This window comes from Oceanisphaera psychrotolerans (genome assembly GCF_001870485.1).
Lineage (GTDB): Bacteria > Pseudomonadota > Gammaproteobacteria > Enterobacterales > Aeromonadaceae > Oceanimonas > Oceanimonas psychrotolerans.
The window spans coordinates 1-25,455 of record NZ_MDKE01000069.1; the positions used below are offsets into that span (position 1 = coordinate 1).

The following is a 25,455-nucleotide window of genomic DNA, read 5'->3' on the forward strand; positions in this document are numbered from 1 at the left end:
CTTCATAACGCAGTAGGATGGCCATGACTCGACGGGCATGCTGCTTGTCGCGCGTAGTCTGAATAATCTTGTGCATTCGGCGTCGCTCTGGGCGAGGTAGGGGTGGTAAGATCGGCATGAACTCAGTCCTTTGGGTGTCGTTTTGTTTTGTTTGGCGACTGATCAGATCGCACAAACTGGACTGAGTTCCCTTCCTTCAGTGATCTACTATTCGGAACAGCTATTTATATTGAACGCTCAGGTGCTATCTATCATCCTCTGTATCTTAAACCTGATATTTGTGCGGAAACAATGGAAGAAATAGTTAAACAAATCATCGAGAAAGACGCCTAAAATAGAACATGACGAGCTAATCAATCAGGACAAAATGCGGCTGGCTATCTTCGCTCCTCAAATTTTATCCAACCAAATTTTCCTGTTATCAGGGCGTTAGGAGACCACACAAGGAGAAATCATAAATGCATGATTCATCACTAATCACTCTTATTGTTTTTGTGATTTCTGGACTTGTCGTCCTTAATGCGCTCTCGTACTACTCCGAGCGAATAATGCTGTTTCCCAGTGTTATCTGGGTGTTGTGTCTTGGCATGATATACGGTGCCGTGAATCATTTTGAGCTGCTCCACCTCCCTGAAGTTTTTCTTGACCCTAATATCATTCTCTTTGTGTTGGTTCCTGTTCTTATTTTCGCTGCAGCTAAGAAAATGTGTCTACACCATTTTAGAAAGGTGCTTAAAGAATCATCGATTCTCGCGACATTAGGGATCGTTATCAGCATGGTTGGTGTGGCTCTGGTTCTCTACTGGGTATTTCACGTTCCATTGCTTGAATCGCTACTCTTTGGGGTTATCGTTTCTGCGACTGATCCTATTGCTGTCAGTGCGATTTTGCATGAATCTAAAGACCTCAGCACAGAAAGAAAAATGCTCATTGAAGGAGAGTCAATCCTTAATGATGGTTTTGTTGTTGCGGTCTTCGCAACACTTTCTGTTATGATTTTTGGAACAGAGGAAATTAGTCTCGCGCTGAGCGGAGGTAAGCTGGTTGTTAATATTTTAGGGGCTCTTGCTCTTGGAGTAGTCCTGGGAAGACTTGCTCGTTTTCTTTTACGCGTATGGAAAAATAAGGCCCCATCGCTTACGGTCAATATTACCCTGGCCCTCGCTTTTGCGAGCTTTCTCCTTGCGGAGACTTTCCATTTTCCTGGTGTACTTGCTGTCTTTGCAGGGGCTCTCGCGTTTGGTTATCGTCCCGATGAAAATAATGATAAAGTGCAAGGGGCTCAAGAGCAAGTATGGGATTATCTGGAATACATTGTAAACAGCATTCTCTTCTTTTTGCTTGGAGCAAGCTTTTTCTCGCAGGCATCAATTGAGATCATAACCATTACTTTAGTAGTTATAGGTGTGGTTGTGCTATTTATGTCACGGTTTATAGCGCTTGGTATTCTGAGTCCATTTTTGCGTATTGAAAAAGAAAAAATCACCCGTCAGGACTTTTGGTTACTCAACTTTTCAGGTTCACGTGGTGCAATTTCTATTGCCCTTATTCTTTTATTACCCAACGATTTTAGTTATAAACCGCTATTTCTGACCATCGCTTTTATTATGGTTTTTGTGTCTTTGCTGGTGTACCCCATTATTTTGAAAAAAGTTTTATGATGATCATAAAAAGGCCCAAGCATATTAAGCTAATATTCATGAATGTGTGCAATTTTCGTGATGTATAAATGGCTCGGTGCGGATGAACATTGAAGCCCTGACCGTGGAGTAAGTGCTGCCGATCCGGCATCGTTTGTCGAGGGCCGTATTTCAGGATGGTGCAGGGGCTGTCGTTGCTTGGTGTTTGTGGTTTTATATTTTACATAAAACCAATCAGTGCGCAGCTATTGAAAGTCGTTAGCTGTCAGTTGTTCGGTGTGGCGTGCTGGTGCGGGGTTATATTTTCAGGCGGTGCAATGGCGGATTTAGGAGGGGCGGGGTGTCTGCTTCACGACCGATAAAATGCCATGGATGGCATTTGCCGAGCGTCCCAGGGAAGGGCTTGAAGCGTGTCGTGAAGTAGTGCCCCGTTCCCGACGAGATTGTACAACGATTCCAAAGGGTAAAGAAAAGGCGGGCTCTTGGCCCGCCTGGTGCGTTTATTTGCTGTGTCGTTCCTGCAGCTTGGCGATCACGTCGCTCAGTTGCAGGCCTTCCTGCTGCAGCAGCACCGTCAGGTGGTAGAGCAGGTCGGCGGACTCGCACACCAGCTCGTCGAGGTCGTGCACGGTAGCGGCGAGGGCGGTTTCCACCCCTTCTTCACCCACCTTCTGGGCGATGCGCTTGGTGCCGCTGGCGTACAGGCTGGCGGTGTAGCTGGACTTGGGATCGGCACCCTTGCGGCTGGCGATCACCTGCTCCAGCTCGGCCAGAAAGGTCAGGTCGGGCGCCTGCTGCTCGTTGAAGCAGGACACATTGCCCAGATGGCAGGTAGGGCCAACGGGATCGACTATCGCCAGCAAGGTGTCGTTGTCGCAGTCGGTGCTGATGTCTTTGAGTTGCAGCACATGGCCGGAGCTTTCTCCCTTGGTCCACAGCCGGTTCTTGGTGCGGCTGAAAAAGGTGACCTGGCGGGTTTCCAGGGTCTTGGCCAGGGCGTCCTGATTCATGTAGCCCAGCATCAGCACCCGGCCGCTGTGGCAGTCCTGCACCACCACGGGCATCATGCCGTCGACCTTGTCCCAGTCCAGCGTGCCGGCATTAAACGTGTTGGTATCAGACGCGTTACAATCAGTCACGTATTACCACTCCTTCCTGTTTCAGATACTGCTTGAGCTCACCGATATTGATAATGCCCTTGTGAAAGACCGACGCCGCCAGGGCGCCGTCCACATCGGCCTCGAGGAAGGCGTCACGGAAGTGCTTCATTTCACCGGCACCACCGGAGGCGATCAGCGGGACATTACAAATGGCGCGCACCCGTAGCAGTTGCTCGAGGTCGTAGCCCTGGCGCACACCGTCCTGGTTCATCACGTTGAGCACGATTTCGCCGGCGCCCCGCTGCTGCACTTCCTGCACCCAGTCGAAGGTGTTCCATTTGGTCACCTGGGTGCGGCTTTCGTCACCGGTGAACTGGTGCACCTGATACTGACCGGTACTCTCGTCGAAGTAGGAGTCGATACCGACCACGATGCACTGTACGCCGAAGGTGTCGGCCAGTTCGGTGATCAGCCGAGGGTCGGCCAGGGCGGGGGAGTTGATGGAAATCTTGTCGGCGCCGAATTCGAGGATGCGGGCCGCATCTTCCACCGACTTGATGCCACCGGCCACGCAGAACGGAATGTCGATCACTTCCGCCACCCGGCTGACCCAGCTCTTGTCGACGACGCGGTCCTGGCTGCTGGCGGTGATGTCATAGAACACCAGTTCGTCGGCGCCTTCGGCCGCATAACGTTCGGCCAGCGGGACGATGTCGCCGATGATCTCGTGGTTACGGAACTTCACGCCCTTGACCACCTGTCCGTCCTTGACGTCTAGGCAGGGAATTATGCGTCTTGCCAGCATGCAATGGCCTCCTCGACGGTGAATTTACCTTCCAGCAGGGAGCGACCCAGGATCACCCCGGCCACGCCGGTGCTCTTGAGGGCCTCGACATCACCGATGTTGCCGATGCCGCCGGAGGCCTGCCACAGAATGGTGGGATAGCGGGCGGCCAGCTCCCGGTACAGCGCCACGTTGGAGCCGGTGAGGGTGCCGTCCTTGGAGATGTCGGTGCACAGCACATGACAGAGACCGGCGGGCAGGTAGTGCTCGAGCAGGGCTTCGATGGTGATGCCGCTGTCCTGTTGCCAGCCGGCGATGGCGATCTTCTTCTCGCCAAAGGGGGTGATGTTGATGTCCAGTGCCAGCACGATACGATCGGGACCGTACTGCTTGATCCAGCTGGTGACCATTTCGGGATTTTTCACGGCGGTGGAGCCAATCACCACCCGCTGGGCGCCGATGTCGAGCAGGTCTTTCACGTCCTGCTCGGTACGGATGCCGCCGCCGATCTGCACCGGTACCGGGGTGTTTTTGATGAGTTCGCGGATCACCTCAAGCTGACGCTGGCTGCTGTCTTTGGCGCCGTCCAGATCCACCAGGTGCAGCTGGGTGGCGCCTTCGGCCACATAGAGATCGAACCGCTCCTGTGGCGAGGCGGTATATTCGGTTTTTTGCTGGTAGTCACCCTGATACAGGCGCACTACCTTGCCACCAATCAAGTCTATGGCAGGAATAATCATGTGTTACGGCTCCAGAAAGTGTTCAGCTGTTGGGCACCTTGCCGCATCCGATCATTCAGCTCTATGGCAGGAATAATCATTACAGCTCCAGGAAGTTTTTCAGCAGTTGGGCACCGGCGGCGCCGGAGCGCTCCGGATGGAATTGCACGCCAAAGAAATTTTCCTGGCCGATGGCGGCGCTGAAGGTCTGACCATGCTGGCAGGAAGCAGGGTATATTCGCCTACCGGCACCGCGTAAGAATGCACGAAGTAGAAGAAACTGCCTTCGGGGATGTCCTTGAACAGCGGGTGACCGGGCATGGGCGTTATCTGATTCCAGCCCATGTGCGGCAGACGAATGCCCTCGTTGCTTTCCATGTGGGCGCACTCGGCCTCGATTTTGCCGAGGCAGTCGACATCGCCTTCTTCGGAGTGGCTGACCAGCATCTGCATGCCGAGGCAGATACCCAGCACCGGCTGCTGCAGCTGGTTGATGAGTTCGATCAGATTGCGGTCTTTCAGGTTTTTCATCGCCTCGCGGGCGGTGCCCACGCCGGGCAGCAACAGCTTGTCGGCGGCCAATACCACCTCGGGCTCCTTGCTGACGGTGACCTCATAGCCCAGGCGTTCTATGGCGTAGCGCACCGAGGACAGGTTGGCGCAGCCGGTATCGATAATAACGACGTTTACGGGACTGTTCACAAAACCCCCTTGCTGGAGGGCAGCTCGTTGCCTTCCACCTTGATGGCCTGACGCAGGGCGCGGCCGAAGCCCTTGAACACGCTTTCCACCATGTGGTGGGTGTTGTCGCCGGTGACCTTGAGATGAATATTGGCGGCTAGGCTGTCGCTTAGGCTACGGAAGAAATGAGGCACCATTTCTACCGACAGATCGCCGGCCTTGTCCTGACCGAACTGACCTTCGAACTTCATGTAGGGCCGGCCGGACAGGTCCAGGGTCACGGCGGCTTCGCATTCGTCCATCGGCAGCACGAAACCGAAACGGCCGATGCCGCGCTTGTTGCCGAGTGCCTTGCGCAGCGCTTCACCCAGCGCCAGCGCCGTGTCTTCCACCGTGTGGTGATCGTCGATATGCAGATCGCCCTCGACCGCCACCTTGAGCTGAAAGCCGCCGTGAGTGGCGATTTGATCCAGCATGTGGTCGAAGAAGTGCAGCCCGGTGTGGATCTGGTTGCCACCCTGAGTGTCCAGATCCAGCGCGATGCGGATGTCGGTTTCCTTGGTGGTACGGGTCACCTCGGCGGTACGACCCCGGCTCAGCAGACGGGCCACTATTTCGGGCCAGCCCAGGCCGTTGTGGCCGTAGTGCAGGCCCTTTAGCCCCATGTTCTCGGCCAGTCCCATGTCGGTCTGGCGATCGCCGATCACCCAGGAGTCGGTAAAGTCGATCCGACCGGCCTGCAGGTAGTCTTTTACCAGCCCCAGACGTGGCTTGCGGCAGGCGCAGTCGTCGTGCTGGAAATGGGGACAGATCAGTACGTCCTGGAAGTTCACGCCCTGAGAGTTGATGATCTGCATCATCAGGTTGTGGGGGGCGTCGAAATCAGCCTGCGGGAAGCTGTCGGTGCCCAGGCCGTCCTGGTTGGTGACCATCACCAGCTTGTAGCCGGCGTCCTGCAACTTGAGCAGGGCCGGGATCACGCCGGGCAGAAAGGCCAGTTTGTCCAGCCGGTCCAGTTGTTTGTCTACCGGCGGTTCCTCTACCATGGTGCCGTCGCGGTCGATAAATAAGATACGTTCCTTAGTCACTTATTGCTCCTGTTGCAGTACCTGAAGTACCGCGTCCATTTCGGCGCTGTTGCCGATGGTGATTCGAATACAATCGGAAAGCCCGGGCTTGCTGCCAAAATCACGCAGTATGATACCGGCCCTGGCCATGCGGGCAAAGAGGGCGGCCCCTGCGGTGAAGCGTACCAGCAAATAATTGCCGTTGGGGGCGAAGACTTCTGCCACCTGTGGGTGTTGACCCAGTTGTTCGGCCAGACGGGTCTTGAGCGCGTTGATCTCGTCCACCCGTGCACGCATGGTCGTCAGCCCGCTATCGCTCAGGGCCTGCGCGGCAATCTGGGCCACCGGCTCGGGGATAGGGTAGGGGGCGATGACTTTCTGCAGCAGGCCGATGACTTCGGGGCTGGCCAGGGTAAAACCGCAGCGAATGCCGGCCAGGCCGAAGGCCTTGGACAGGGTACGGATCAGCACCAGCTGCGGGTAGTCGGCCAGCAGATCGGCCTGGGTGAACTCGGGGCAGAACTCGATATAGGCTTCGTCCACCACCACCAGGGCGCGATTGTTGGCGGCGTCGAGCAGGCGAACCAGCCCGGCTTTGTCCACCAGATCGCCGGTGGGGTTGTTGGGCGAGCACAGGAACACCAGCTTGACCCTGTCGAGCTGCTCGATGATGCCGTCGAAATCGGGCTGACGCCGGGGATTCAGCGGTACATCGATGATGCCCACGCCGTTGGTCTCGGCGCTGATGGCGTACATGCCGTAGGTCGGGGTACAGAGCAGGATATTGTCCAGGCCCGGCTCGCAGAAGGTACGGATCAGCAGCTCGATGCCTTCGTCGCCGCCGCGGCTGACCAGCACCTGTTCCGGCGTCACGCCGGCGTAGGCTGCATAGGCATTGATCACCTGGGGCGGCTGACATTCCGGGTAACGGTTCAGCCGCGAGCAATCGAGGCGGTACTCGCCGCTGTCGGCTGCTTCGTTGGCGTTGAGCCAGATGTGGCCCTGGCCGCCGATGCGCCGTGCCGACTGATAGGGGGTCAGGGCCTGCACCTGGGCGCGGGCCAGTTTGGTGATGCTCATGCTTGCTTCTCCAGTTTGGCAAGCCGCAGGCTCACCGCATTCTTGTGGGCATCCAGGGTTTCGGTCGCGGCCAGCAGTTCCACCGCCGGGCCGATGGCGCGCAGGCCTTCCGGGCTCAGTTCCTGCACCGTAAACCGGCGCTGATAGTCGGCCAGCCCCAGGCTGGAATAGGTGCGCGAATAGCCGTAGGTGGGCAGAGTATGGTTGGTACCGCTGGCGTAGTCGCCGACCGACTCCGGGGTCCAGGCGCCGAGGAAAATCGAGCCCGCATTTTTTAGTTTTGGAAGCAGGGCGCGCGGATCGGCGGTCTGCACGATCAGGTGCTCGGGAGCATAGGCGTTGGAAATGGCGGCGGCCTGAGTCATATCGTCACAGATAAAGGTACGGCTCTCGGCCAGGGCCTGGCGGGCGATATCGGCCCGGGACAGCTGTGCCAGTTGTTGCTCCAGCGCCATGTCGACCTTTTGTGCCAGTTCGCGGCTCGGGGTCACCAGTATGACCTGGGAGTCGGGGCCGTGTTCGGCCTGAGACAGCAGATCCGAGGCGATAAAGTCGGCGTCGGCGGTGTCGTCGGCGATCACCAGCACTTCGGAGGGGCCGGCGGGCATGTCGATGGCGGCGCCGTCCACATCCGAGGACACCTGCTGTTTGGCTTCGGTGACCCAGGAATTACCCGGGCCGAAAATCTTGTCCACCTTGGTGACGGTGTCGCTGCCGTAGGCCATGGCCGCTATCGCCTGAGCGCCGCCCAGGGTGTAGATGGCGTCGACGCCACAGCGGCGGGCGGTATAGACGATGGCGTCGTTGATCGGCGGTGGCGAGCACAATATCACCCGCTCACAGCCGGCCAGCCGGGCCGGAATGGCCAGCATCATCACGGTAGACACCAGCGGCGCGCTGCCGCCTGGCACATAGAGGCCGACCTTTTCCAGCGGCTGAAAGTGCAGCTCGCAGCGCACGCCGGGTGAGGTGTCCAGCGCCAGGGGTTGCGGCAGCTGGGCCCGGTGAAAGGTTTCGATGTTGCCGATGGCCAGTTCGATGGCGGCCTTCAGTTCGTCGCTGACTCTGTCGGCGGCGGCGTCGATTTCCTGCTCCGAGAGTTGCAGGGTATTGCGCTCGGTGCGGTCCAGAGTGCGGGTCAGCTCCATCAGGGCGGCATCACCGCCCTCGCGTACTTTGGCAATGATGCCGGCGACCTGTTCTTCGCGTCCGCCCTGGGCCAGGGCCGGGCGGCGCAGGGCCTGTGTCTGCTCGGAGGTATTCAGTTGATTCCAGTCGAGAGTCTTCATGACTTACTCCATCATCTTCTCGATGGGCAGCACCAGAATGGAGGAGGCGCCCAGGGCCTTGAGCCCTTCCATGGTTTCCCAGAACATGTCTTCGCCGCTCACCATGTGAATGGCCACCTGGTTGCTTTCACCGGCCAACTGCATGATGGTGGGGCGTTCGGCGCCGGGCAGCAGGTCGATGACCGCTTCCAGCCGATCCTTGGGGGCGTGCAGCATGATGTATTTGCTTTCACGCGCCTGTTGCAGACCCTGGATGCGCGGTAGCAGCTTGTCGATAATCTGCTGTTTGGCGGTAGGCAGAGTATTGGCGCTCTGGATCAGCACCGCCTTGGAGCGGAAGATGACGTCGGTTTCGACCAGGCCGTTGGCCTCCAGGGTGGCGCCGGTAGACACCAGATCACAGATGGCCTCGGCCACGCCGGCGCGGGGGGCGACTTCCACCGAGCCGTTCAGCATCACGCTCTTGAACTTCACGCCCTGGCGGTCCATGTAGCGCTTGAGCAGCCAGGGGTAGGAGGTGGCGATACGTTTGCCTTCCAGGCTCTCGGGGCCCTGATAGTCGAACTCCTGAGCCACCGCCAGCGACAGGCGGCAGCCGCCGAAGTCCAGGCGCTTGAGCACGCTGTAATCGGCGCTCTCGCCCTGAGCCTGGCGCTCCATCAGGGTTTCTTCCAGCACGTTTTCACCGACCACACCCAGGTCGACCACGCCGTCCATGACCAGACCGGGAATGTCGTCATCGCGTACCAGCAGCAGATCGATGGGCATGTTTTCGGCGTGGGCGATCAGGCGCTGCTCGCGCAGGTTCAGCTTGACGCCGCAGCCTTTGAGCAGTTTCTGGCATTCGGTGCTGAGGCGGCCGGATTTCTGAATGGCGATGCGAAGGCGATTTTGGTCCAGTGTCATGCTGTTGTGTCCTTGTCTGTAAAATAAATCGGTAAAAATTAACGTCTAAAACGAAAAACCCCCGGAAGGGAAGCTTCCGAGGGTTTATGTATTCTGTCCTGCTGGAAGCCGCCAAGAGTAAGGCCTTCCAGAATGATGCATTCTGAAAGCCTAGTCGGGATGATGATGGTGAAGCTTGGCGTTGAGCAGGAAGTTCATAATAAAGGGTTGGCCTGTGTCTCTCTAAAGGTCTGCGCTCACCTTAGCAAGCCGGGCCCGGTTTGCCAACCCCGGATCGCAAGAAACTTGCAGCGATGGCGGTGGATGCATACGGGGCTGAATGACATCCCGGATAATGCCTTGGTGAACTATAGGGTAAATATCGTTTTTTTCAGTAAATATAAATAATTATTCATGCCATATTGGTGAAATATCTTGTCTGCTCAGTCTGGCGTGGGTAGCAGATGCTCGGCAAACAGCCTGATCTTTTCAATTTCTCCCAGCCGCTCCGGGTAGGCCAGATAATAGCCGTTGGCACTGACCATGCTGTGGGACCAGGGCATGATTAGTTCTCCCCTGCTCAGTTCGTCCGCGATCAGAAAACGCGGGAGCAGGGCGATGCCGGCGCCTGCCATGGTGGCCCGGATCAGCATGTGAAAGGTCTCGAAGCGATTGCCCTGATAACTGTGTTCCGTGGTCAGGCTCTGCGAGGCGAACCAGTCGTGCCAGGACTGGGGGCGTGTAGACAGATGCAGCAGGCGGTAACGGGTCAGATCGAGCGGAGAAGCCGGGGTCTGGGACTTGAGTAAGCTCGGCGAGCAGGCGGGCACCACCTCTTCATCGAACAGCCGGTGGCATTCCAGCCCGGGCCAGCTGCCGTGACCGTAGAAAAAGGCGATATCGATACCCTCCTTGTCCAGATCGAAGGTTTCGACCTTTTCGCAGCAGTCCAGGCTGATATGGGGATGGCGGTCGAGGAAGCTCGTCAACCGGGGGGCCAGCCAGCGGGTACCGAAGGTGGGCAGCGTCGCGATTTTAAGCACATCGAGCTGGTTGTTGTAGGACATGATGTACTGGGACGACATTTCCAGCTGAGCCAGGATCTTGCGTACTTCGCCGATATAAATGGTGCCTTCCGGGGTCAGGCACAGAGAGCGCCGTACCCGCCGGAACAGCTTGCGGTTGAGGAAGAATTCAAGCTGAGCGACCTGTTTGCTGACCGCACTCTGGGTCAGGCTGAGTTCGTCTGCCGCACGGGTAAAACTGAGGTGCCTGGCGGCGGCTTCAAAACACTGCATGGCAGCAATGGAAGGTAAATAGCGCATCAATCCGGCCGACGAGAGGAAAACGTCGCCCATTATACCAGTGCCGTTTGGGATTGAGTATCGCCCGGGTTCGAGCTTCGGGGCGAGGGTAGTGTTGACCCGGCCGGGAACGGCCGGGTCGATGGGTTACCTTCAGGCGGTGGTGGCGAGCGCAGGTCGCTGGCGCTGCAACCAGTAACAGACGCCAATCAGCAACAGGCCGCTGCCGGAGCTGATGGCGCCCGGCATGACCATGGCCAGGCCGGCGGCAAGCAGCATGGCTCTTTCCGGTAGCGAGGAGGGGCGAATGAAGTAGCCGATCAGCGCACTGCTGATGGCCATCATGCCCAGCAGCGCGAAGGCGAGCGCCATGGCCAGTTCCGGCAGGTTGACGTCGACCATCACCAGTATCGGGTTGTAGACGAACACATAGGGAATGATAAAGGCGCCGATGGCCAGCTTGACCGCGGTGACCCCGGTTTTCATCGGGTTGGCCCGGGCGATACCGGCTCCGGCATAGGCCGCCAGACACACCGGCGGGGTAATGTCAGCCACGATGCCGAAATAGAACACGAACAGGTGCACGGCAATGGGTGCCAGGCCAAATTCGTTGATCAGCGCCGGCGCCGCTATGGTGGCGGTTACCACGTAGTTGGCGGTGGTCGGCAGCCCCATGCCCAGTACGATACAGGCGACCATGGTGAAGATCAGCGCCAGGATCAGGGTGCCGTCGGCCAGGTTGATGATACCGGCGGCAAACTTGGCGCCCAGGCCGGTCATGCCGACCACGCCGGCGATGATACCGGCGGTGGCCACGGCGGCGATCACCGGCAGGGCGACCCGTGCACCCTGCTCAAGCAGCGACAGCAGCGATTTGGGCGAGAGTCGGGTTTCCTTTTTCACCATGCTCACAATCAGCGCGGCGGCGATGCCGAGCAGGGCGGCGCGCTGGGCGGTAAAACCGGCGAGGATGGTGCCGACCACCACCACCAGTGGCAGCAGCATGTAGCCCTGGCGCTTGAGCAAGCCGAGTTTGCTCGGCAGCTGATCCTTGGGAATACCCAGAATGCCCTGTTTCTTGGCTTCGAAGTGGGCGCCGATGAAGATGCCGCTGAAGTAGAGAATGGCCGGAATAATGGCGGCCATCATGATTTCGGCATAAGACACGCCGATATACTCCACCATGATAAAGGCGGCGGCCCCCATCAGTGGCGGCATGATCTGGCCCCCGGTAGAGGCGGCGGCTTCGCTGGCGGCGGCAAATTCGGGCTTGAAGCCGGCTTTCTTCATCATCGGAATGGTGAAGGAGCCGGAGGCGACGGTGTTGCCGACCGAGCTGCCGGAAATCATGCCCTGAAAGGCGCTGGCGATGACGGCGGCCTTGGCGCTGCCGCCGGTATAGCGGCCGGTGCAGGCAAAAGCCAGATCATTGAAGAACTGACCCACGCCGGTGCGGGTCAGTACCACGCCGAAGAACAGGAACAGGAAGATAAACTTGGCCGAAATCTGGATGGGCGTGCCAAAAATACCACTTTCCCGGAACCACAGGCTGACCGAGACATCGGTCATCTCGAAACCGGGATGGGACAGAATACGGGTCGGGATGAAGTTGCCGAACAAGGCATAGGCGATGGCGAGCGAGGCGACGATGACGATGGGCATGCCCACGGTACGCCGGGTCGCTTCCAGCACGAACAGCACGCCGAGAATGGAAATGACCAGGTCAAATGTCGAGTAGCCGGTGATACGGCCCTGCAGGATCTCGTTGAAGAACAGGATCTTGTAATAGGCGGCGAAGGTGGCGACGAAGGCCAGAATCACGTCATACCAGGCCACGCCATTGCGCTTGATGCCATGGCGGCTGGCCGGATACAGCAAAAATATCATGCCCAGTGCCAGCCCGAGGTGGACCGCGCCCTGCTTCTGGGTGGGCAGGGTGCCGAAGTAGCCGGTATAGAGGTGGAAGCTGGTCAGGGCGACGGCAAACAGGGTGACTATCCAGCCCCAGCGACCGATATTTTTTCTGAAGGCCGACTCTTTGTCGTATTTTTCGAGCAGTGCTTCTGGTGTTTGAGTGTTATCCATTGCAGATATCCATTAGCCAAATAAAAAGAGGCGGGCACGAGTGCCCACCTCAATCCAAACCGGGAGGATTTAGTTCCCTTTGATGCTCTCGAAAGAAGAGACTTTGTTGCTTGAACGGCTGACGATCTGAACCACTTCCGGGTAAATCTGACCGATGAAAGCGGCGTTATCGACCGGCGAGCCTTCGAATTCGGCCTTGCCTTCGAGGGCGTTACGGGCCGGTACGTGAACCGACATGCCGAGATCCATCTTGCCGTCGCGGATGCTGACCAGGTTTTCGATGGAGGCACTGGTTTCTACGTTGGTGAAGTTGGCGCCGGGAATATTGTTGTTCCAGGTGGTGGCAATTTCGCCGCCCAGCGGGTAATAGGTGCCGCCCTGGCTGCCGGTGCCGAGAATAAACTCGTGTTTGGCGGTGATGTCGCCGAGCTCTGCTACCGGCATATTCACGGTCAGGCCTTTCTCTTCATAGAAACGCTTGGCACCCGGGTGGATTTTGAGTGCATCGCCACCGTTGAGGGCGTGTTCCAGAGTCAGGAACTTGGCCTGGGAATGGGTGATTTGATCGGCCTGGTCGTACATGACCTTGGCCAGCTGGTAGCCCATTTCTTCGTTGATGGTGTTGGTATTGCCCATCATGACGGCGAAGGCGGCGATGGTCTGCACGTCCTTGTCCAGGAACTTGTAGCTGTCTTTGGTAATGGTAAAGCGGCGGTAGTCGCTGTTTTTCTCGATGTTGTCCACCACTTCATCGGACAGGCTCAGCATTACCACGTCACCGGAGGAAGCCTGCAGGCTTTCGATGCTGCCGGCCGGCAGACCCATGATGCCCATGGAAATATCGATGTTGCCATCCTGCACGCCGTCCAGGGCGTCACCGAAGCGCTCCTGATATGCGTTGAAATCGCCGTCTTCGATGCCGTAGGCGCCCAGTACCATGCGCGATACCTTCTGGGTGGTGCTGGCGGCGGGACCGACGGCAATATTGGCCTTGCTGCCACCGGCGTCACAGCCGATCAGTGCGGTGGTCAGAGTCAGGGTGGCGGCAGCCAGTAAAGTCTTCTTCATGGGTTCAATATCCTTATCAGCCGAGCGTTCTGCCATTTCATCGTCAATGTCAGCCGATGGCTGTTGATGTCTGGTGTGCGCCGGCCTTGTTGTGGTTTTGTGTTGCGTTCGTAAACGGCGGGGAAGGTTCTCATTGTTGATTGTTACAGATCAAACGAAAAAAAGTCATGTATCTATTCCTTACTTTCGGTCATTTAATGGTTTTTTATTCTATTTCTGATTTATTTTTCAGCGATTGCGGTGACCGTTGTGTTTTTACGTGGTGTTTTATCTGGGCGCTTTGTCTGGGTATTTGAGGCGGGTAATACCTAAAGGAAAAGGCAGCCCGCACGCTGGGGCTGCCGTTTCATGCCGGGTTTTATCTCAGGCGCCGAGGGCCTGAAGGACCTGGCGGGCGGAGTCGTCCTGCAGGGTGGCATAGAGGGCGAACTCATCCCTCACCGGACAGCCCAGGGCCTGCTCGAAGGCGGCCTGATTGGCATTCTGGGCATAGGCCTGGTGGTGGGTGCCGCCCAGGTTGGACTGGAAGATACCGGCGGCGCTGACCGGCAGAAAGTCTTCATAGGTGATGGGGGTGGCCTGTACCAGGCCGGCCTCGATCAGGGCGTTCAGATCGCCGCCGGCGCCACCATGCCCGGCCTGCTGGCGGCCGGCCTCGGTCAGGCTGTAACGGAAATAGCCCAGCTGTTGTGTGCGCAGGCTGTGTTCATCGTCCGGGAAATCGGCGAAGGCGGCGGCCAGCTGGCGCTGATGGGTCTCGTTATCGGCCTGAGCCGGTGCCTGCCGCGAGCGGTTCAGCAGCTCGTCGTAGAGGGCGCGACCCTTGGGCGTGAGTGCCATGCCGCGCTGTTCGATTTCACCGAAACGAGCAGTATGGGTACCGGCCTGGTCACCGGCAAAGTGAATCGCTTCCTCCAGGGCGGTAAAGCTGGTCTGGCGCAGCAAAATGGGACAACGACGGCGGGGCGGCCCTTCGATCACCGCCTTGGGGTTGATGCCGACGGCGGGCATCTGCTGCTGAACGGTGTCGATGTCCAGGGTTCTCGGGGTCAGGTGATTGATATGCGGACCACGGAAGCAGACAACGTCGGCAATCAGACGATGAGCGTCCTGCAGGGCCTGATAGGTGGCCAGGTCGACGGTGGCGTGCTGATGCCAGCGGAAGGTTTCCAGTACTTCGGCCACAAACTGCCGGGCCTGGTCCGCAGTCAGGCCACCCTGCTCTTCGGCCTGGGCGACCAGCTTCCGTGCCGTGGCGGTAAAGATGTCGCGCCGGGCCAGTATCTCTGCCGCCTGGGCCCGCAGGGCATCATCGGCTATCAGCTCCAGCCGTAGCAGGGAGGTGAAGATGCGGAACGGGTTGTGGCGCAACGAGGCTTCATCGACGGGGCGGAAAGCGGTGGAATGTACCGGAACCCCGGCCTCGGACAAGTCGTAGTAGCTGACCGGATACATGCCCATGATGGCGAAAATCCGGCGCAGCATGTTGAGTTCGGCGGCAGTGCCTACCCGGATGGCGCCATGGCGTTCCAGGCTGAGCCGTTCCAGCTCGCCGTTGTCCTGCAGTTGCTGTTGCAGCGCGGGCTCGCCGGCCAGTGTCTGCTCGTTGACCTCGGCGACCAGCTGCATCAGAGTGCCGTATTGGGGCACCTCCTGCTGATACATACGGGACATGGATGTGGAAAACAGGGTACGGATATCGTCTGCGGGCAGAAAATGTTCGAGCGCCATGATGGTAATGTCCTTTGACCAATGAGCCAGTGAATATCCCTGCACCTTAATGCCACAGGGATAGACATGACAAACGGCAACTGCTCGTGAATCCATTCCAAACAGGAATGGATTGGCGTCGGGGGGCGTTCGATCGTGCCGGCTCAGGCGTGCTGGTGAATGGTGACCGCCTGGTAGGCCTGAATAATATGCTGAACCTCAGATTCCTGTCCGCGCTGCATTCTTTGGTAATGGCCGAGGGTACGGTTCAGGTAACGGCGGGCGGTGTCGGCTTGTTCGGGAGTGTGGGCATGCCATATCTGCTCGCCGACGGCACTCACCCTGCTTCGGTGTGGTATGTCGTCGCGCCGGGACGAGACCAGCAGCAACTCGTAGAAGCGCCGGTTTTCTTCCAGCAGCCGCTCTTGCAGCAGATGAAAGTCCAGCCGGTTCAGCTGCTGTCGCAAGGTGAATTGATGATGGACGGGGCAGAGCAGGAAGTCGATGCTGGCGCCGGGGTTGGCCCGATGAATCGCGGTAACGAGGCGTACCATCAAATCACCGCCCACGCCGGCGATAATCACCAGGTGCTTTCCGTCATGGCGAGAGAGTGGCAATGCGGCCACATCGAGACAGTGGACCCGCCATTCGGATACGGAGGATGACGGGGGGCGTGACGCATTCGGTGCCATATCAGGGTAAAAGTGATGCAGTTTGGTTTCCAGCTCGCGCATCAGCTCGGGCACGATATCCACGAAGTGGATACGGGGCGCCGCCTGGCGTGACAATAAGCTGGCACCCAGGAGGCCATGGTCACAACAACAGTCCCAGATATGGGTATAGCCGGAGGTGATCATGGCTTCAATGTGTGAGAGTCGCTTGCCAATTTTCATATTAAGCTTCTGTTTTATAATGTTTTTATATGCATGTTGATGGCGGTGGTACGAACGGAAACAGCCTGCCCCCGTGTTACCGGGTCGCCCAGTATATCAGCGCGAGCTGCCTGCGTATCGACCCAGAGAGCGGTGCCGGTATTGGCGCAGTGATGGCAATGGCGGTCGGGGTGTGGTAGCAAAGCGTAATAAACAGCGGATTCATATGAGGGTAAGCGATGCTGGATATCATGGTAATACTGGGGCTGACGCTGATGGCGGGCATGGCCATGCCGCTCGGAGCCCTGATCGGCAGCAAGGAGCACATACACCCGGACTGGCTGGAAAACGAGTTTCGTCATTCGGTGGTGGCGTTTGGCGGCGGCGCGCTGTTGTCGGCGGTGGCGCTGGTGCTGGTACCCGATGGGGCGACCAGCCTCGACACGATGTCGGCGGCCCTGTATTTCTGTGGCGGTGGTCTGGCGTTCATGGTACTGGATGTATTGCTGTTCAGGATGAATACCCCGGCCAGTCAGCTGGCGGCCATGTTGTCGGATTTTATCCCCGAGTCGCTGGCGCTGGGGGCGGCCCTGGCGCTGGGCAGTACCAGCAGCGCCCTGCTGCTGGCCGGCTTGATGGCGTTGCAGAACATACCGGAAGGGTTTAATGCCTATCGGGAGCTTGGCGAGTCTGCTTATTATCGCGGACGTACGGTGATCATCCTGTTTGTCTTGATGGCGTTGTTGGGGCCGGTGGCGGGCATCTCCGGTTATATCTGGCTGGCGGACTCCCCGATGCTGGTGGCCGGTATCATGCTGTTTGCCGCCGGCGGTATTCTCTATTCGGTGTTTCAGGACATCGCCCCCCAGGCGGTGCTCGAAAAACACTGGGCCCCGCCCATGGGGGCGGTACTGGGCTTCGTGTTGGGCATGGTGGGGCATATGCTGACCAGATAAACAAAGCCCAGCGTTAAATGGCAACAAGGACAGGAGACTGGGCCAGGTAAAGAGGCGACGGGGTCGTCGCCTCTGACCGCTAAAACGGAACAGTCGGCTGCCGTGTCGGGCCCGCTTTTGTTATCATGCCTTTTTCACCGACGAGACTCGCCAGCCTTGGACCAAGACGACAGCACCGCGCCTTTTGCCCCCCTTGTTACAGAACTCTTTACCGATGAGGGTCCGCTGGCCCGAGCCATTGACGGCTTCAAGCCCCGTGCGGCCCAGGCCGACATGGCGACGGCGGTGGGGCAGGCGCTGCAGGACAAGGTGCCGCTGGTGGTCGAGGCGGGCACCGGTACCGGCAAAACCTACGCCTACCTGGCGCCGGTGCTGGCGGCAGGCACCCGGGTGGTGCTCAGCACCGGCTCGCGCAACCTGCAGGAACAATTGTTTCATCGGGACTTGCCGACCCTGGTCAAGGCGATGAATTATCATCATCCGGTGGCTCTGCTCAAGGGGCGCGCCAATTACCTCTGTCTGGAACGGTTGAATCTGCTGAGCGACAGCGTGCCACCGTTGTCGGCGGAGGGGCTGGCCGATCTGCAGCGGGTGCGACGTTTCGTGCCCATGACCCACAGCGGTGACATCGGCGATATTCCCGGCCTGGCCGAACGCAGTGAGGTACTGCCACTGGTGACCAGTACCAACGACAACTGTCTGGGTCGTGACTGCGGCCATTATCAGGACTGTTATCTGGTCAAGGCCCGGGCAAAGGCGATGGAGGCGCAGGTGGTGGTGGTGAATCATCACCTGTTCTTCGCCGATATGGCGGTGCGCGATACCGGCTTCGGTCAGCTGATCCCCGATGCCGATGCCTACATTCTGGATGAAGCTCATCAGTTACCGGAAATTGCCGGCCAGTATTTCGGTCAGAGCCAGTCCAGCCGGCAGTTCCTCGAACTGGCGCGGGATCTGCGGCTGGCCTACAAGGTGGAAGCCAAAGACATGGCTCAGCTGGGCAAGGCGGCGGATCAACTGGAACGCCATGCTCAGGATCTGCGGCTGGCCTTCGGCCATGACAGCAGCCGGGGGCAATTGCGGCCCTTGCTGGCCCGGACCGAGGTGGCGCAGGCGCTGGCCCGGCTGAACGAGAGTCTGGAGTTCAGCTACGAGGTGCTCAAGCTGGCACTGGGGCGGGGTGAACAGCTGGATCACTGTTTCGAGCGTCTGGTGGGGCTGCGCACCCAGCTGGATTCGGTCACCCGGGTGGAGGAAGACGGCTACTCCTACTGGTATGACTGTACTCGTTTGCACATCAGCTTTCACAAGACCCCGCTGTCGGTGGCCGAACGTTTCTCGGCGGAGCTGGCCAAAGACAACGTGAGCTGGGTCTTTACCTCCGCGACGCTGGCGGTGGGGGACAGTTTTGCGCACTTTTGTACCGATCTCGGGCTGTCGGAGTGTCGCACCTTGCAATTGGACAGTCCTTTTGATTACTCTCGCCAGTCTCGTTTGTGTGTGCCCCGTTATCTGCCGGAAACCCATGCGGCCGGCCGCGGTCGCTGGCTGGCCGACAGCCTGGCCGACACTCTGGATGCGGTACCCGGCGGCAGCTTTTTCCTCTGTACCAGTTACAAGGTGATGAACGAGGTGGCCGAGGTGCTGCGTATCCGGCTGCAACGTACTGTGCTGGTACAGGGTGAAGACAACAAGGTACGGCTGCTGGAGCGCTTCAGTCAGGATGGCCGGGCGGTGCTGGTGGCCACCAGCAGTTTCTGGGAAGGTATCGACGTGCGTGGCAATGCGCTGCAATGTGTGGTGATCGACAAGCTGCCGTTCAGCGCCCCGGACGATCCGCTGCTCAGTGCCCGGCTTGAAGACTGCCGTCGCCGGGGCGAAGACGGTTTTGCCCGGGTGCAGTTGCCGAAGGCCATCATTACCCTCAAGCAGGGGGTGGGGCGCCTGATCCGGGATGTACAGGATAAAGGCGTGCTGGTGATCACCGATGGCCGCCTGGTCAACCGGGCCTACGGCGCCGACTTTATCAATAGCCTGCCGGCCATGCCACGCACCCGCAGTTTGCAGCAGGTAGCCGAATTTCTATCAACCCTGGAGTAAGAAGACATGACCCGAATACTGGCCATCGACACCGCCACCGAGGCCTGCTCTGCCGCCCTGTGGCAGGATGGTGAGCTGCTGAGCCGTTACCAGGTGGCGCCTCGCGGCCATACGGATTTGATCCTGCCGATGGTGGCCGAGTTGCTGGCCGAAGCTGAATTGTCGCTCAGTCAGCTCGATGCCCTGGCCTTTGGCCGGGGACCGGGCTCTTTTACCGGTGTGCGTATTACTCTGGGGATAGCTCAGGGACTGGCGTTCGGCGCCGACTTGCCGTTGCTGGGCGTCTCCAATCTACAGGCCCTGGCTCAGGGCGCTCACCGTGCCTGCGGCGGCGAGCAGGTACTGGCCGCCATCGATGCCCGTATGGGGGAAATTTATGTGGGTGGTTACCGGCTGGAACAGGGATTGATGGTTGGCACGGACGAAGAGCAGGTGCTGGCGCCGGCGCAATTTCTGGCGACCGCGAGCGACCATTGGCAGTGGGGTGTGGGCACCGGTTTTGTCACCTAGCTGAACTGATGGCGCGGGTCGAAGGACGATGCGAGTCGGTTCCCTTTCCCGAAGCCCGGGATCTGTTACCACAGGCCGTACAGTTGTGGCATCAGGGGCAAGGAGTCAGCGCCGCCGATGCCCGACCTGTCTATCTGCGGGACAAGGTGACCTGGCAGAAACTGCCGGGACGCTGACAGGAGTTTCCGTGATCATTTTTTCAATAAAACAGCAGAACGACCGCGATTGGACGCTGTTTTATTCCTTGCGGCCTTATCACCGCAGCCGGCAATACCGCCAGCGACGCCGGCGCAATAACCTGCGCCGTATCCGGCTCTGGCATCATCGACGACGGTGACGCGCGGTCACACCAGCTTGTTGACGTAATGTTTCCTTTGGTATTCTGCGGGCATGGATTTTAGCGCAAGCGCCTTAATCGGGCGTCATCACTGCAACGGGGTTCGTGTCTTCCCGTGCTCTCCCTGGAGACTGATATGGAACATATCCCGTCCGGCCCGCAACCGACCCCGACAGCCTTTTCCGGTAAGCCCTGGCTGAGCCGTTATCCGGCGGGGGTGCCCGCCGAGATTGATGCCGACCGCTTTACCTCACTGCTGGAGATGTTTGAGCAGAGCGTCAATGAGTTTGCCGAACTGCCGGCCTACAGCAATTTCGGCAAGACCTTGTGTTACCGGGAGCTGGATATACTGTCGCGGGACTTTGCCGCCTATCTGCAGCAGGGGCTCGGGTTGGCGCCGGGCGAGCGGATCGCACTGATGATGCCGAATCTGCTGCAATATCCGGTCTGCCTGTTTGGCGCCCTGCGCGCCGGTCTGGTGGTGGTGAACGTCAATCCGCTTTATACCGCGCGGGAGCTGGCCTATCAGCTGAATGACGCCAGGCCGAGCACCATCGTCATCGTGGAGAACTTCGCCCATACCCTGACCGAGGCGCTGAAAGAGACGGCGGTAAAAAATGTGATCCTGACCCGCATGGGCGATCATCTGGGGTTGGTTAAAGGGGCGATGGTCAATCTTGCCGTCAAATACATCAAAAAGCTGGTACCCGATTACCAGTTGCCGGGTGCCGTTGCCTACAAGACGGCCATGGCTCGGGGAAAGCGGCTCGTTTATACCCGTCCCGAACTCAATGGTGATAGCCTGGCCTTTTTGCAATATACCGGCGGCACCACCGGGCGCTCCAAGGGCGCCATGCTCAGCCATCGCAATATGCTGGCCAACGTGGAGCAGTGTATTGGCGTTTATGGCCCGGTGTTGAGCACCGGACAGGAACAGGTGGTCACCGCGCTGCCGCTGTATCACGTGTTTGCGCTGACGGTAAACGGCCTGCTGTTTTTACGTCTCGGTGCCCACAACCTGCTGATCACCAACCCGCGGGATATTCCGGGTTTTGTACGGGAGCTCAGGGGGTATGATTTTACTTGTATCACCGGGGTCAACACCCTGTTCAATGCACTGGTGCACAACGCGGACTTTCAGAGTCATGACTTCCACCGCCTGAAGCTGACCATCGGCGGCGGCATGGCGGTACAGCGCGCGGTGGCCGAGCAGTGGCAGGCGATAACCGGCAGCAAGCTGCTGGAGGGCTATGGCCTGACCGAGTGTTCGCCGCTGGTGACGGTGTGTCCCTATGACATGGAGGGCTATAACGGCACCATCGGGTTGCCGGTGTGTTCCACCGAGGTTCGGCTGGTCGACGATAATGGCGAAGAAATTCACCTGACCCATACTCCCGGGGAAATGGAGGTGAAAGGGCCTCAGGTCATGAGCGGCTACTGGGGCCAGAATGGTGCAGATGACGGCACCTTTCATGATGGCTGGCTGCGTACCGGCGATATCGCGACCATCGACGAGCAGGGTTTTCTGACCATTGTGGATCGGAAGAAGGACATGATACTGGTGTCCGGCTTCAATGTGTTTCCCAATGAAATCGAAGAAGTCGCCATGCAGCACCCGGCCGTGCTGGAAGCGGCGGCGGTGGGGGTATCCCGTCACCAGGGAGAAGTGGTGAAACTGGTGGTGGTAAAAAAGCCGGGCGCCAGCCTCGACGAAAAGGTGCTGCTCGACCATTGCCGTCAATATCTGACTGCCTATAAGGTGCCTAAGGTGATAGAATTTCGTGACGAATTGCCTAAAACCAATGTCGGTAAAATATTGCGCCGGGAGCTGCGAGAAGCCGCTGCCTGAGCCGAAACCCCGGGCAGTCGGGGTTTTATTTTGCCGTCTACTCGCAGAGTACCCATGACTTATACACTGATCACCGACAACCAGACCCTGGCCGACTTCTGTGCCACCGACGCCCGCCTGCTGGCGCTCGATACCGAATTTGTTCGTACCCGTACCTTCTATGCCAAACCGGGCCTTTATCAGTTATTTGATGGCCGGCACACCGCGCTCATCGATCCGGTTGTGGTGTCCAACCTGTCTCCGTTGTGGCGATTGCTGCACGATCCCGCTCGCTTGTGTCTGTTGCATGCCGGGGGAGAGGATCTCGAATTGTTTCAGCATCAGAGTGGCGCCTTGCCTGCCCGCGTCCACGACACGCAGTTGGCCGCCGCCTTTCTGGGGTACGGTACCCAGCTCGGTTTTGCGCCGTTGGTGGAGAAGTTACTCGGCGTCAGCCTCGACAAGGCCCATGCCCGTACCGACTGGCTGGCACGGCCGTTGTCGAACGAGCAGCTTCGCTATGCGGCCGATGACGTGATTTATCTCTATCCGATCTATCAGACGCTGTGGCAGCAACTGGAGCGGAAGGGGCTGACCGACTGGTTCGAGCAGGAATGTGAACGCGCGGTGAAACGGCGCAGCGTCAGTGTTGCCCCTGCGCTGGCGTATCTGGATATCAAGAATGCCTGGACGCTGGATCGCCAGGCACTGGGTATTTTGCAGCGGTTGTGCGAGTGGCGCCTGAGCGAGGCACGGCGCCGGGATCTGGCCGTGAACTTCGTGGTGAAGGAAGCCCATCTGTTTCGGGTGGCGGAGCGGGCCCCCCAGAGCCTGGGTGATCTGAACCGGCTGGGGCTGGAACCGATGGAAATCAAGCGTCATGGCGACACCTTGCTGGCGTTGGTGCAACAGGCACTGGCTGCGCCCGACAGCTGGCCGGAGCCGGTGCAGCGGTTGGTGGATTATCCGGGATACAAGGCGGAGCTGAAGCGCATCAAGGCCATTGTCGAGCAGGCTGGTGAACAGGCCGAAATACCGGCGGAGTTGATCGCCTCGAAGCGACTGATCCATCAGTACCTGAGCTGGAAGTGGCGGCTCGAAGAAAGTACGGACATGACACCGGTCCTGTTGCAAGGCTGGCGCGGAGAACTGCTCACATCACAGCTGTGATGAACAAAAAGGGGGCGAACAGACTCGCCCCTGGCTTTTACGGTGCGGGCTGCTCTTTTTCTTTCTCTTTCTCTTTTTCCTTATCGTCGAGCTCGGGCAGCATGATGTTGAGCTCCAGTACCGACAGGTTTTCACCTTTCTGGTCGAGCTGCACCGAGATCTGATCGAGATCGATGTTCACATATTTACGAATCACCTCCAGAATATCCTGTTGCATTTGCGGCAGGTAATCCGGGGTATCCCGCTGGCTACGTTCGTGGGCAACAATGATCTGCAGGCGCTCTTTTGCAAGTTTGGCGCTGTTAAAGTTCTTTTTTGAACGAAAATAGTCCAGTAGAGACATGGGTTAACTCCCAAAAAGTCGGCTGAAAAATCCCTTCTTCTCTTCATCGAGGAAACGGAAGGGGCGTTCTTCGCCCAGCAGGCGGGCGACGGTGTCGGCATAGGCCAGGGCCGCATCGGACTCACCATCCAGGATCACCGGCTCGCCGGCGTTTGACGCCTTGAGTACGGCCTGGGATTCGGGGATCACGCCCAGCAGGGGAATCGCCAGTATTTCCTGTACATCGTGCACGCTCAGCATGTCGCCACGGCTGACGCGTTCGGGAGAGTAGCGGGTCAGCAACAAATGTTCCGTGATCGGCTCCATGCCTTGTTCGGCCCGACGCGACTTGGACGACAGAATACCCAGAATACGGTCGGAATCCCGTACCGAGGACACTTCCGGGTTGGTGGTGACGATGGCTTCGTCGGCAAAGTACAACGCCATCAGCGCCCCGGTTTCGATGCCGGCGGGAGAGTCACAGATAATATACTCGAAGCCCATGGCGGCCAGATCGTTGAGGACTTTCTCTACGCCGTCCCTGGTCAGGGCGTCCTTGTCCCGGGTTTGGGAGGCGGGCAGAATGTAGAGCTGATCGACTCGCTTGTCCCGGATGAGTGCCTGATTCAGGTTGGCATCACCGTTAATCACGTTGACAAAATCGTATACGACGCGGCGTTCGCAACCCATGATCAGATCCAGGTTGCGCAGGCCGATATCAAAATCAACCACCACGGTTTTATGACCAAGACTGGCCAGACCGGTACTGATGGCTGCACTGGAGGTGGTTTTACCCACGCCTCCTTTCCCGGATGTGACGACGATAATTCGTGCCATAGTGTGTTCCTAAGATCGAAGAATTAGAGACGATCGAACTTTAACTGCTCGCCCGCCAGAGAAATAGTAACGGCCTGTTCCCAGCTCGAACCCTGGAGCCCATCGCTGAGTTGATAATGGCCGGCAACGGAGATCAACTCTGCCATCATTTGCTGACAATAAATTCGTGCCGATTCGTTGCCCTTGGCGCCCGCCACGGCCCGTCCGCGCAGTTGACCATAGATATGAATGCTGTCGTCGGCAATGACTTCGGCCCCGTTGCTGACCGATCCGAGGATGACCAGTGAGCCATTGGGGGCATAGATCTGCTGGCCGGAGCGTACCGGACCACGATGAACCTTGGTTCCGGGTTGGTTAAGCAGGGAGGCTGTGGGTGTTTCTTGTGCTGCCGGTACCTTGCCCGTACTCATGATGGCCAGCCCGGCGGCGCGTGCGGCGGCCCGGGTTGCATCGTCTCTGGCACCGGAAATCCCGACCGGGACCAGATCCAGCTCCTGGATGGCTCTGGCAAGCGCATTGAAGTCAGGCTGTTGTGACAACTTTTCTATATTGATAACCAGCGGGGCAGCCCGGAAAAAAGCCGGTGCCTGCGCAATTTTTTCTGCCAGCTGTCGTTTTACTCGTGCAATGTCGGTGTCGGTAATATGAATCACCGACAGGGTAAAACTACTGCCTTTTAATTCGATGCCATGCTCCGCCATAAGCGGCTTTCCCCCGAGGATTCAATCCTTTTTGTTATTGGTCATGCTGATGTTATAGTTTGCCATCTTGACTGGCAATAAACTCGACGGATTATAGCAATTTCCATGTTGTGTGTAGTGTATAAAAGCCCCAAAAAGGCAGAGACTTATCTTTTTGTCGAGCGCCGCGACGACTTTTCTCGCGTGCCTTCTTCTTTGCTGGAAACCTTCGGTACGCCAAAGCTTGCGATGATCGTCAACCTGGCCACAAAGACCCATCTGGCTCAGGCTGATTTGGGCAAGGTGCGCCTGGCGTTAAAGTCCCAGGGATTTTATCTGCAGTTGCCGCCCCCGCCGGAAGATCTGCTGAAGCAACACCGGAAGTCTCAGGGCAAGGCGTCCAGCTGATCCTTCTTTTCATGTTGTAAACC

Annotated in this window: 22 protein-coding genes, 3 pseudogenes and 1 other annotated feature; of the genes and pseudogenes, 8 read left to right on the forward strand and 17 right to left on the reverse strand. The window is 58.4% G+C overall.

Features of this window, described 5'->3' with window-relative positions:
- Nucleotides 1–118 (reverse strand): annotated as a pseudogene (locus BFR47_RS17885) (IS630 family transposase); the annotation flags it as partial.
- Between the two features lie 340 nt (nucleotides 119–458).
- On the opposite strand from BFR47_RS17885, the gene BFR47_RS16265 reads away from it, so the two are divergent.
- Nucleotides 459–1,661 carry a cation:proton antiporter gene (locus tag BFR47_RS16265; protein WP_071474042.1) on the forward strand — a complete coding sequence of 401 codons (1,203 nt, stop codon included), beginning with the start codon at nucleotides 459–461 and terminating at the stop codon, nucleotides 1,659–1,661.
- 479 nt (nucleotides 1,662–2,140) lie between these two features.
- Here the strand turns inward: BFR47_RS16265 and hisIE are convergent, their stop codons facing one another.
- The 13 genes and pseudogenes from hisIE to BFR47_RS16335 all read right to left on the reverse strand — a co-directional run bounded on the left by hisIE (nucleotide 2,141) and on the right by BFR47_RS16335 (nucleotide 16,305).
- Nucleotides 2,141–2,779: a bifunctional phosphoribosyl-AMP cyclohydrolase/phosphoribosyl-ATP diphosphatase HisIE gene (hisIE, locus tag BFR47_RS16270; RefSeq protein ID WP_281245987.1), complete on the reverse strand. Its 639-nt coding sequence runs from the start codon at nucleotides 2,777–2,779 to the stop codon at nucleotides 2,141–2,143.
- Nucleotides 2,772–3,545: an imidazole glycerol phosphate synthase subunit HisF gene (hisF, locus tag BFR47_RS16275; RefSeq protein ID WP_071474043.1), complete on the reverse strand. Its 774-nt coding sequence runs from the start codon at nucleotides 3,543–3,545 to the stop codon at nucleotides 2,772–2,774. Before hisF ends, hisIE begins: the two co-directional genes overlap by 8 nt.
- The gene (gene hisA / locus BFR47_RS16280; protein WP_071474044.1) at nucleotides 3,527–4,264 is read right to left on the reverse strand and encodes a 1-(5-phosphoribosyl)-5-[(5-phosphoribosylamino)methylideneamino]imidazole-4-carboxamide isomerase; all 738 of its coding nucleotides are present in this window, start codon (nucleotides 4,262–4,264) and stop codon (nucleotides 3,527–3,529) included. Before hisA ends, hisF begins: the two co-directional genes overlap by 19 nt.
- Nucleotides 4,265–4,343: 79 nt before the next feature.
- Nucleotides 4,344–4,945 (reverse strand): annotated as a pseudogene (gene hisH / locus BFR47_RS16285) (imidazole glycerol phosphate synthase subunit HisH).
- Nucleotides 4,942–6,012, reverse strand: coding sequence for a bifunctional histidinol-phosphatase/imidazoleglycerol-phosphate dehydratase HisB (hisB, locus tag BFR47_RS16290; RefSeq protein WP_071474045.1), 1,071 nt, complete (start codon nucleotides 6,010–6,012; stop codon nucleotides 4,942–4,944). The pseudogene hisH and the gene hisB overlap by 4 nt, the downstream one beginning before the upstream one ends.
- Nucleotides 6,013–7,071 carry a histidinol-phosphate transaminase gene (gene hisC, locus BFR47_RS16295; RefSeq protein WP_071474046.1) on the reverse strand — a complete coding sequence of 353 codons (1,059 nt, stop codon included), beginning with the start codon at nucleotides 7,069–7,071 and terminating at the stop codon, nucleotides 6,013–6,015. It abuts the gene before it with no gap.
- Nucleotides 7,068–8,360, reverse strand: coding sequence for a histidinol dehydrogenase (hisD, locus tag BFR47_RS16300; protein ID WP_071474047.1), 1,293 nt, complete (start codon nucleotides 8,358–8,360; stop codon nucleotides 7,068–7,070). Before hisD ends, hisC begins: the two co-directional genes overlap by 4 nt.
- Nucleotides 8,361–8,363: 3 nt before the next feature.
- Nucleotides 8,364–9,260 (reverse strand): ATP phosphoribosyltransferase, encoded by an 897-nt coding sequence (gene hisG, locus BFR47_RS16305; protein WP_139215219.1) that lies wholly within the window; start codon nucleotides 9,258–9,260, stop codon nucleotides 8,364–8,366.
- 55 nt (nucleotides 9,261–9,315) lie between these two features.
- Nucleotides 9,316–9,438 (reverse strand) — a sequence feature (His leader region).
- A gap of 250 nt (nucleotides 9,439–9,688) precedes the next feature.
- On the reverse strand, nucleotides 9,689–10,603 hold the full coding sequence (locus tag BFR47_RS16315) for a LysR substrate-binding domain-containing protein (protein WP_217645597.1): 915 nt from the start codon (nucleotides 10,601–10,603) through the stop codon (nucleotides 9,689–9,691).
- 99 nt (nucleotides 10,604–10,702) lie between these two features.
- Nucleotides 10,703–12,634 carry a TRAP transporter permease gene (locus BFR47_RS16320; RefSeq protein WP_071474051.1) on the reverse strand — a complete coding sequence of 644 codons (1,932 nt, stop codon included), beginning with the start codon at nucleotides 12,632–12,634 and terminating at the stop codon, nucleotides 10,703–10,705.
- A 69-nt stretch (nucleotides 12,635–12,703) separates the two neighbouring features.
- Nucleotides 12,704–13,702: a TAXI family TRAP transporter solute-binding subunit gene (locus tag BFR47_RS16325; RefSeq protein ID WP_071474052.1), complete on the reverse strand. Its 999-nt coding sequence runs from the start codon at nucleotides 13,700–13,702 to the stop codon at nucleotides 12,704–12,706.
- A gap of 363 nt (nucleotides 13,703–14,065) precedes the next feature.
- Nucleotides 14,066–15,433 carry a 2-oxoadipate dioxygenase/decarboxylase HglS gene (gene hglS, locus BFR47_RS16330; protein ID WP_071474053.1) on the reverse strand — a complete coding sequence of 456 codons (1,368 nt, stop codon included), beginning with the start codon at nucleotides 15,431–15,433 and terminating at the stop codon, nucleotides 14,066–14,068.
- Nucleotides 15,434–15,576: 143 nt separating this feature from the next.
- A complete protein-coding gene (locus BFR47_RS16335; RefSeq protein ID WP_071474054.1) occupies nucleotides 15,577–16,305 on the reverse strand; it encodes a tRNA (adenine(22)-N(1))-methyltransferase in 729 nt (242 codons plus the stop codon).
- 218 nt (nucleotides 16,306–16,523) lie between these two features.
- Here BFR47_RS16335 and BFR47_RS16340 point away from each other — a divergent pair, with 218 nt between their 5' ends.
- From BFR47_RS16340 to rnd, 6 genes and pseudogenes are all read left to right on the forward strand, one after another.
- The gene (locus BFR47_RS16340) at nucleotides 16,524–17,240 is read left to right on the forward strand and encodes a ZIP family metal transporter (RefSeq protein WP_071474055.1); all 717 of its coding nucleotides are present in this window, start codon (nucleotides 16,524–16,526) and stop codon (nucleotides 17,238–17,240) included.
- 156 nt (nucleotides 17,241–17,396) lie between these two features.
- Nucleotides 17,397–19,340 (forward strand): DNA repair helicase YoaA, encoded by a 1,944-nt coding sequence (gene yoaA, locus BFR47_RS16345; protein ID WP_071474056.1) that lies wholly within the window; start codon nucleotides 17,397–17,399, stop codon nucleotides 19,338–19,340.
- Between the two features lie 6 nt (nucleotides 19,341–19,346).
- Nucleotides 19,347–20,026, forward strand: a pseudogene (gene tsaB / locus BFR47_RS16350) (tRNA (adenosine(37)-N6)-threonylcarbamoyltransferase complex dimerization subunit type 1 TsaB).
- Between the two features lie 11 nt (nucleotides 20,027–20,037).
- Nucleotides 20,038–20,187, forward strand: coding sequence for a hypothetical protein (locus BFR47_RS18055; RefSeq protein WP_175514124.1), 150 nt, complete (start codon nucleotides 20,038–20,040; stop codon nucleotides 20,185–20,187).
- Nucleotides 20,188–20,323: 136 nt separating this feature from the next.
- Nucleotides 20,324–22,036 (forward strand): long-chain-fatty-acid--CoA ligase FadD, encoded by a 1,713-nt coding sequence (fadD, locus tag BFR47_RS16355; protein WP_071474057.1) that lies wholly within the window; start codon nucleotides 20,324–20,326, stop codon nucleotides 22,034–22,036.
- Between the two features lie 54 nt (nucleotides 22,037–22,090).
- Nucleotides 22,091–23,185: a ribonuclease D gene (rnd, locus tag BFR47_RS16360; RefSeq protein WP_071474058.1), complete on the forward strand. Its 1,095-nt coding sequence runs from the start codon at nucleotides 22,091–22,093 to the stop codon at nucleotides 23,183–23,185.
- A 37-nt stretch (nucleotides 23,186–23,222) separates the two neighbouring features.
- Here rnd and minE read toward each other — a convergent pair whose 3' ends face one another.
- The 3 genes from minE to minC are packed head-to-tail and all read right to left on the reverse strand — an operon-like array spanning nucleotide 23,223 to nucleotide 25,045.
- Nucleotides 23,223–23,528, reverse strand: a complete 306-nt coding sequence (gene minE / locus BFR47_RS16365; protein WP_071474059.1) for a cell division topological specificity factor MinE — start codon at nucleotides 23,526–23,528, stop codon at nucleotides 23,223–23,225.
- Between the two features lie 3 nt (nucleotides 23,529–23,531).
- The gene (gene minD, locus BFR47_RS16370) at nucleotides 23,532–24,344 is read right to left on the reverse strand and encodes a septum site-determining protein MinD (RefSeq protein ID WP_071474060.1); all 813 of its coding nucleotides are present in this window, start codon (nucleotides 24,342–24,344) and stop codon (nucleotides 23,532–23,534) included.
- A gap of 23 nt (nucleotides 24,345–24,367) precedes the next feature.
- Nucleotides 24,368–25,045 carry a septum site-determining protein MinC gene (minC, locus tag BFR47_RS16375; RefSeq protein ID WP_071474061.1) on the reverse strand — a complete coding sequence of 226 codons (678 nt, stop codon included), beginning with the start codon at nucleotides 25,043–25,045 and terminating at the stop codon, nucleotides 24,368–24,370.
- Nucleotides 25,046–25,150: 105 nt separating this feature from the next.
- Between minC and BFR47_RS16380 the strand changes: the two genes are divergently transcribed.
- Nucleotides 25,151–25,432, forward strand: a complete 282-nt coding sequence (locus tag BFR47_RS16380) for a YcgL domain-containing protein (RefSeq protein WP_071474062.1) — start codon at nucleotides 25,151–25,153, stop codon at nucleotides 25,430–25,432.
- The last annotated feature ends 23 nt before the right edge of the window (nucleotides 25,433–25,455 follow it).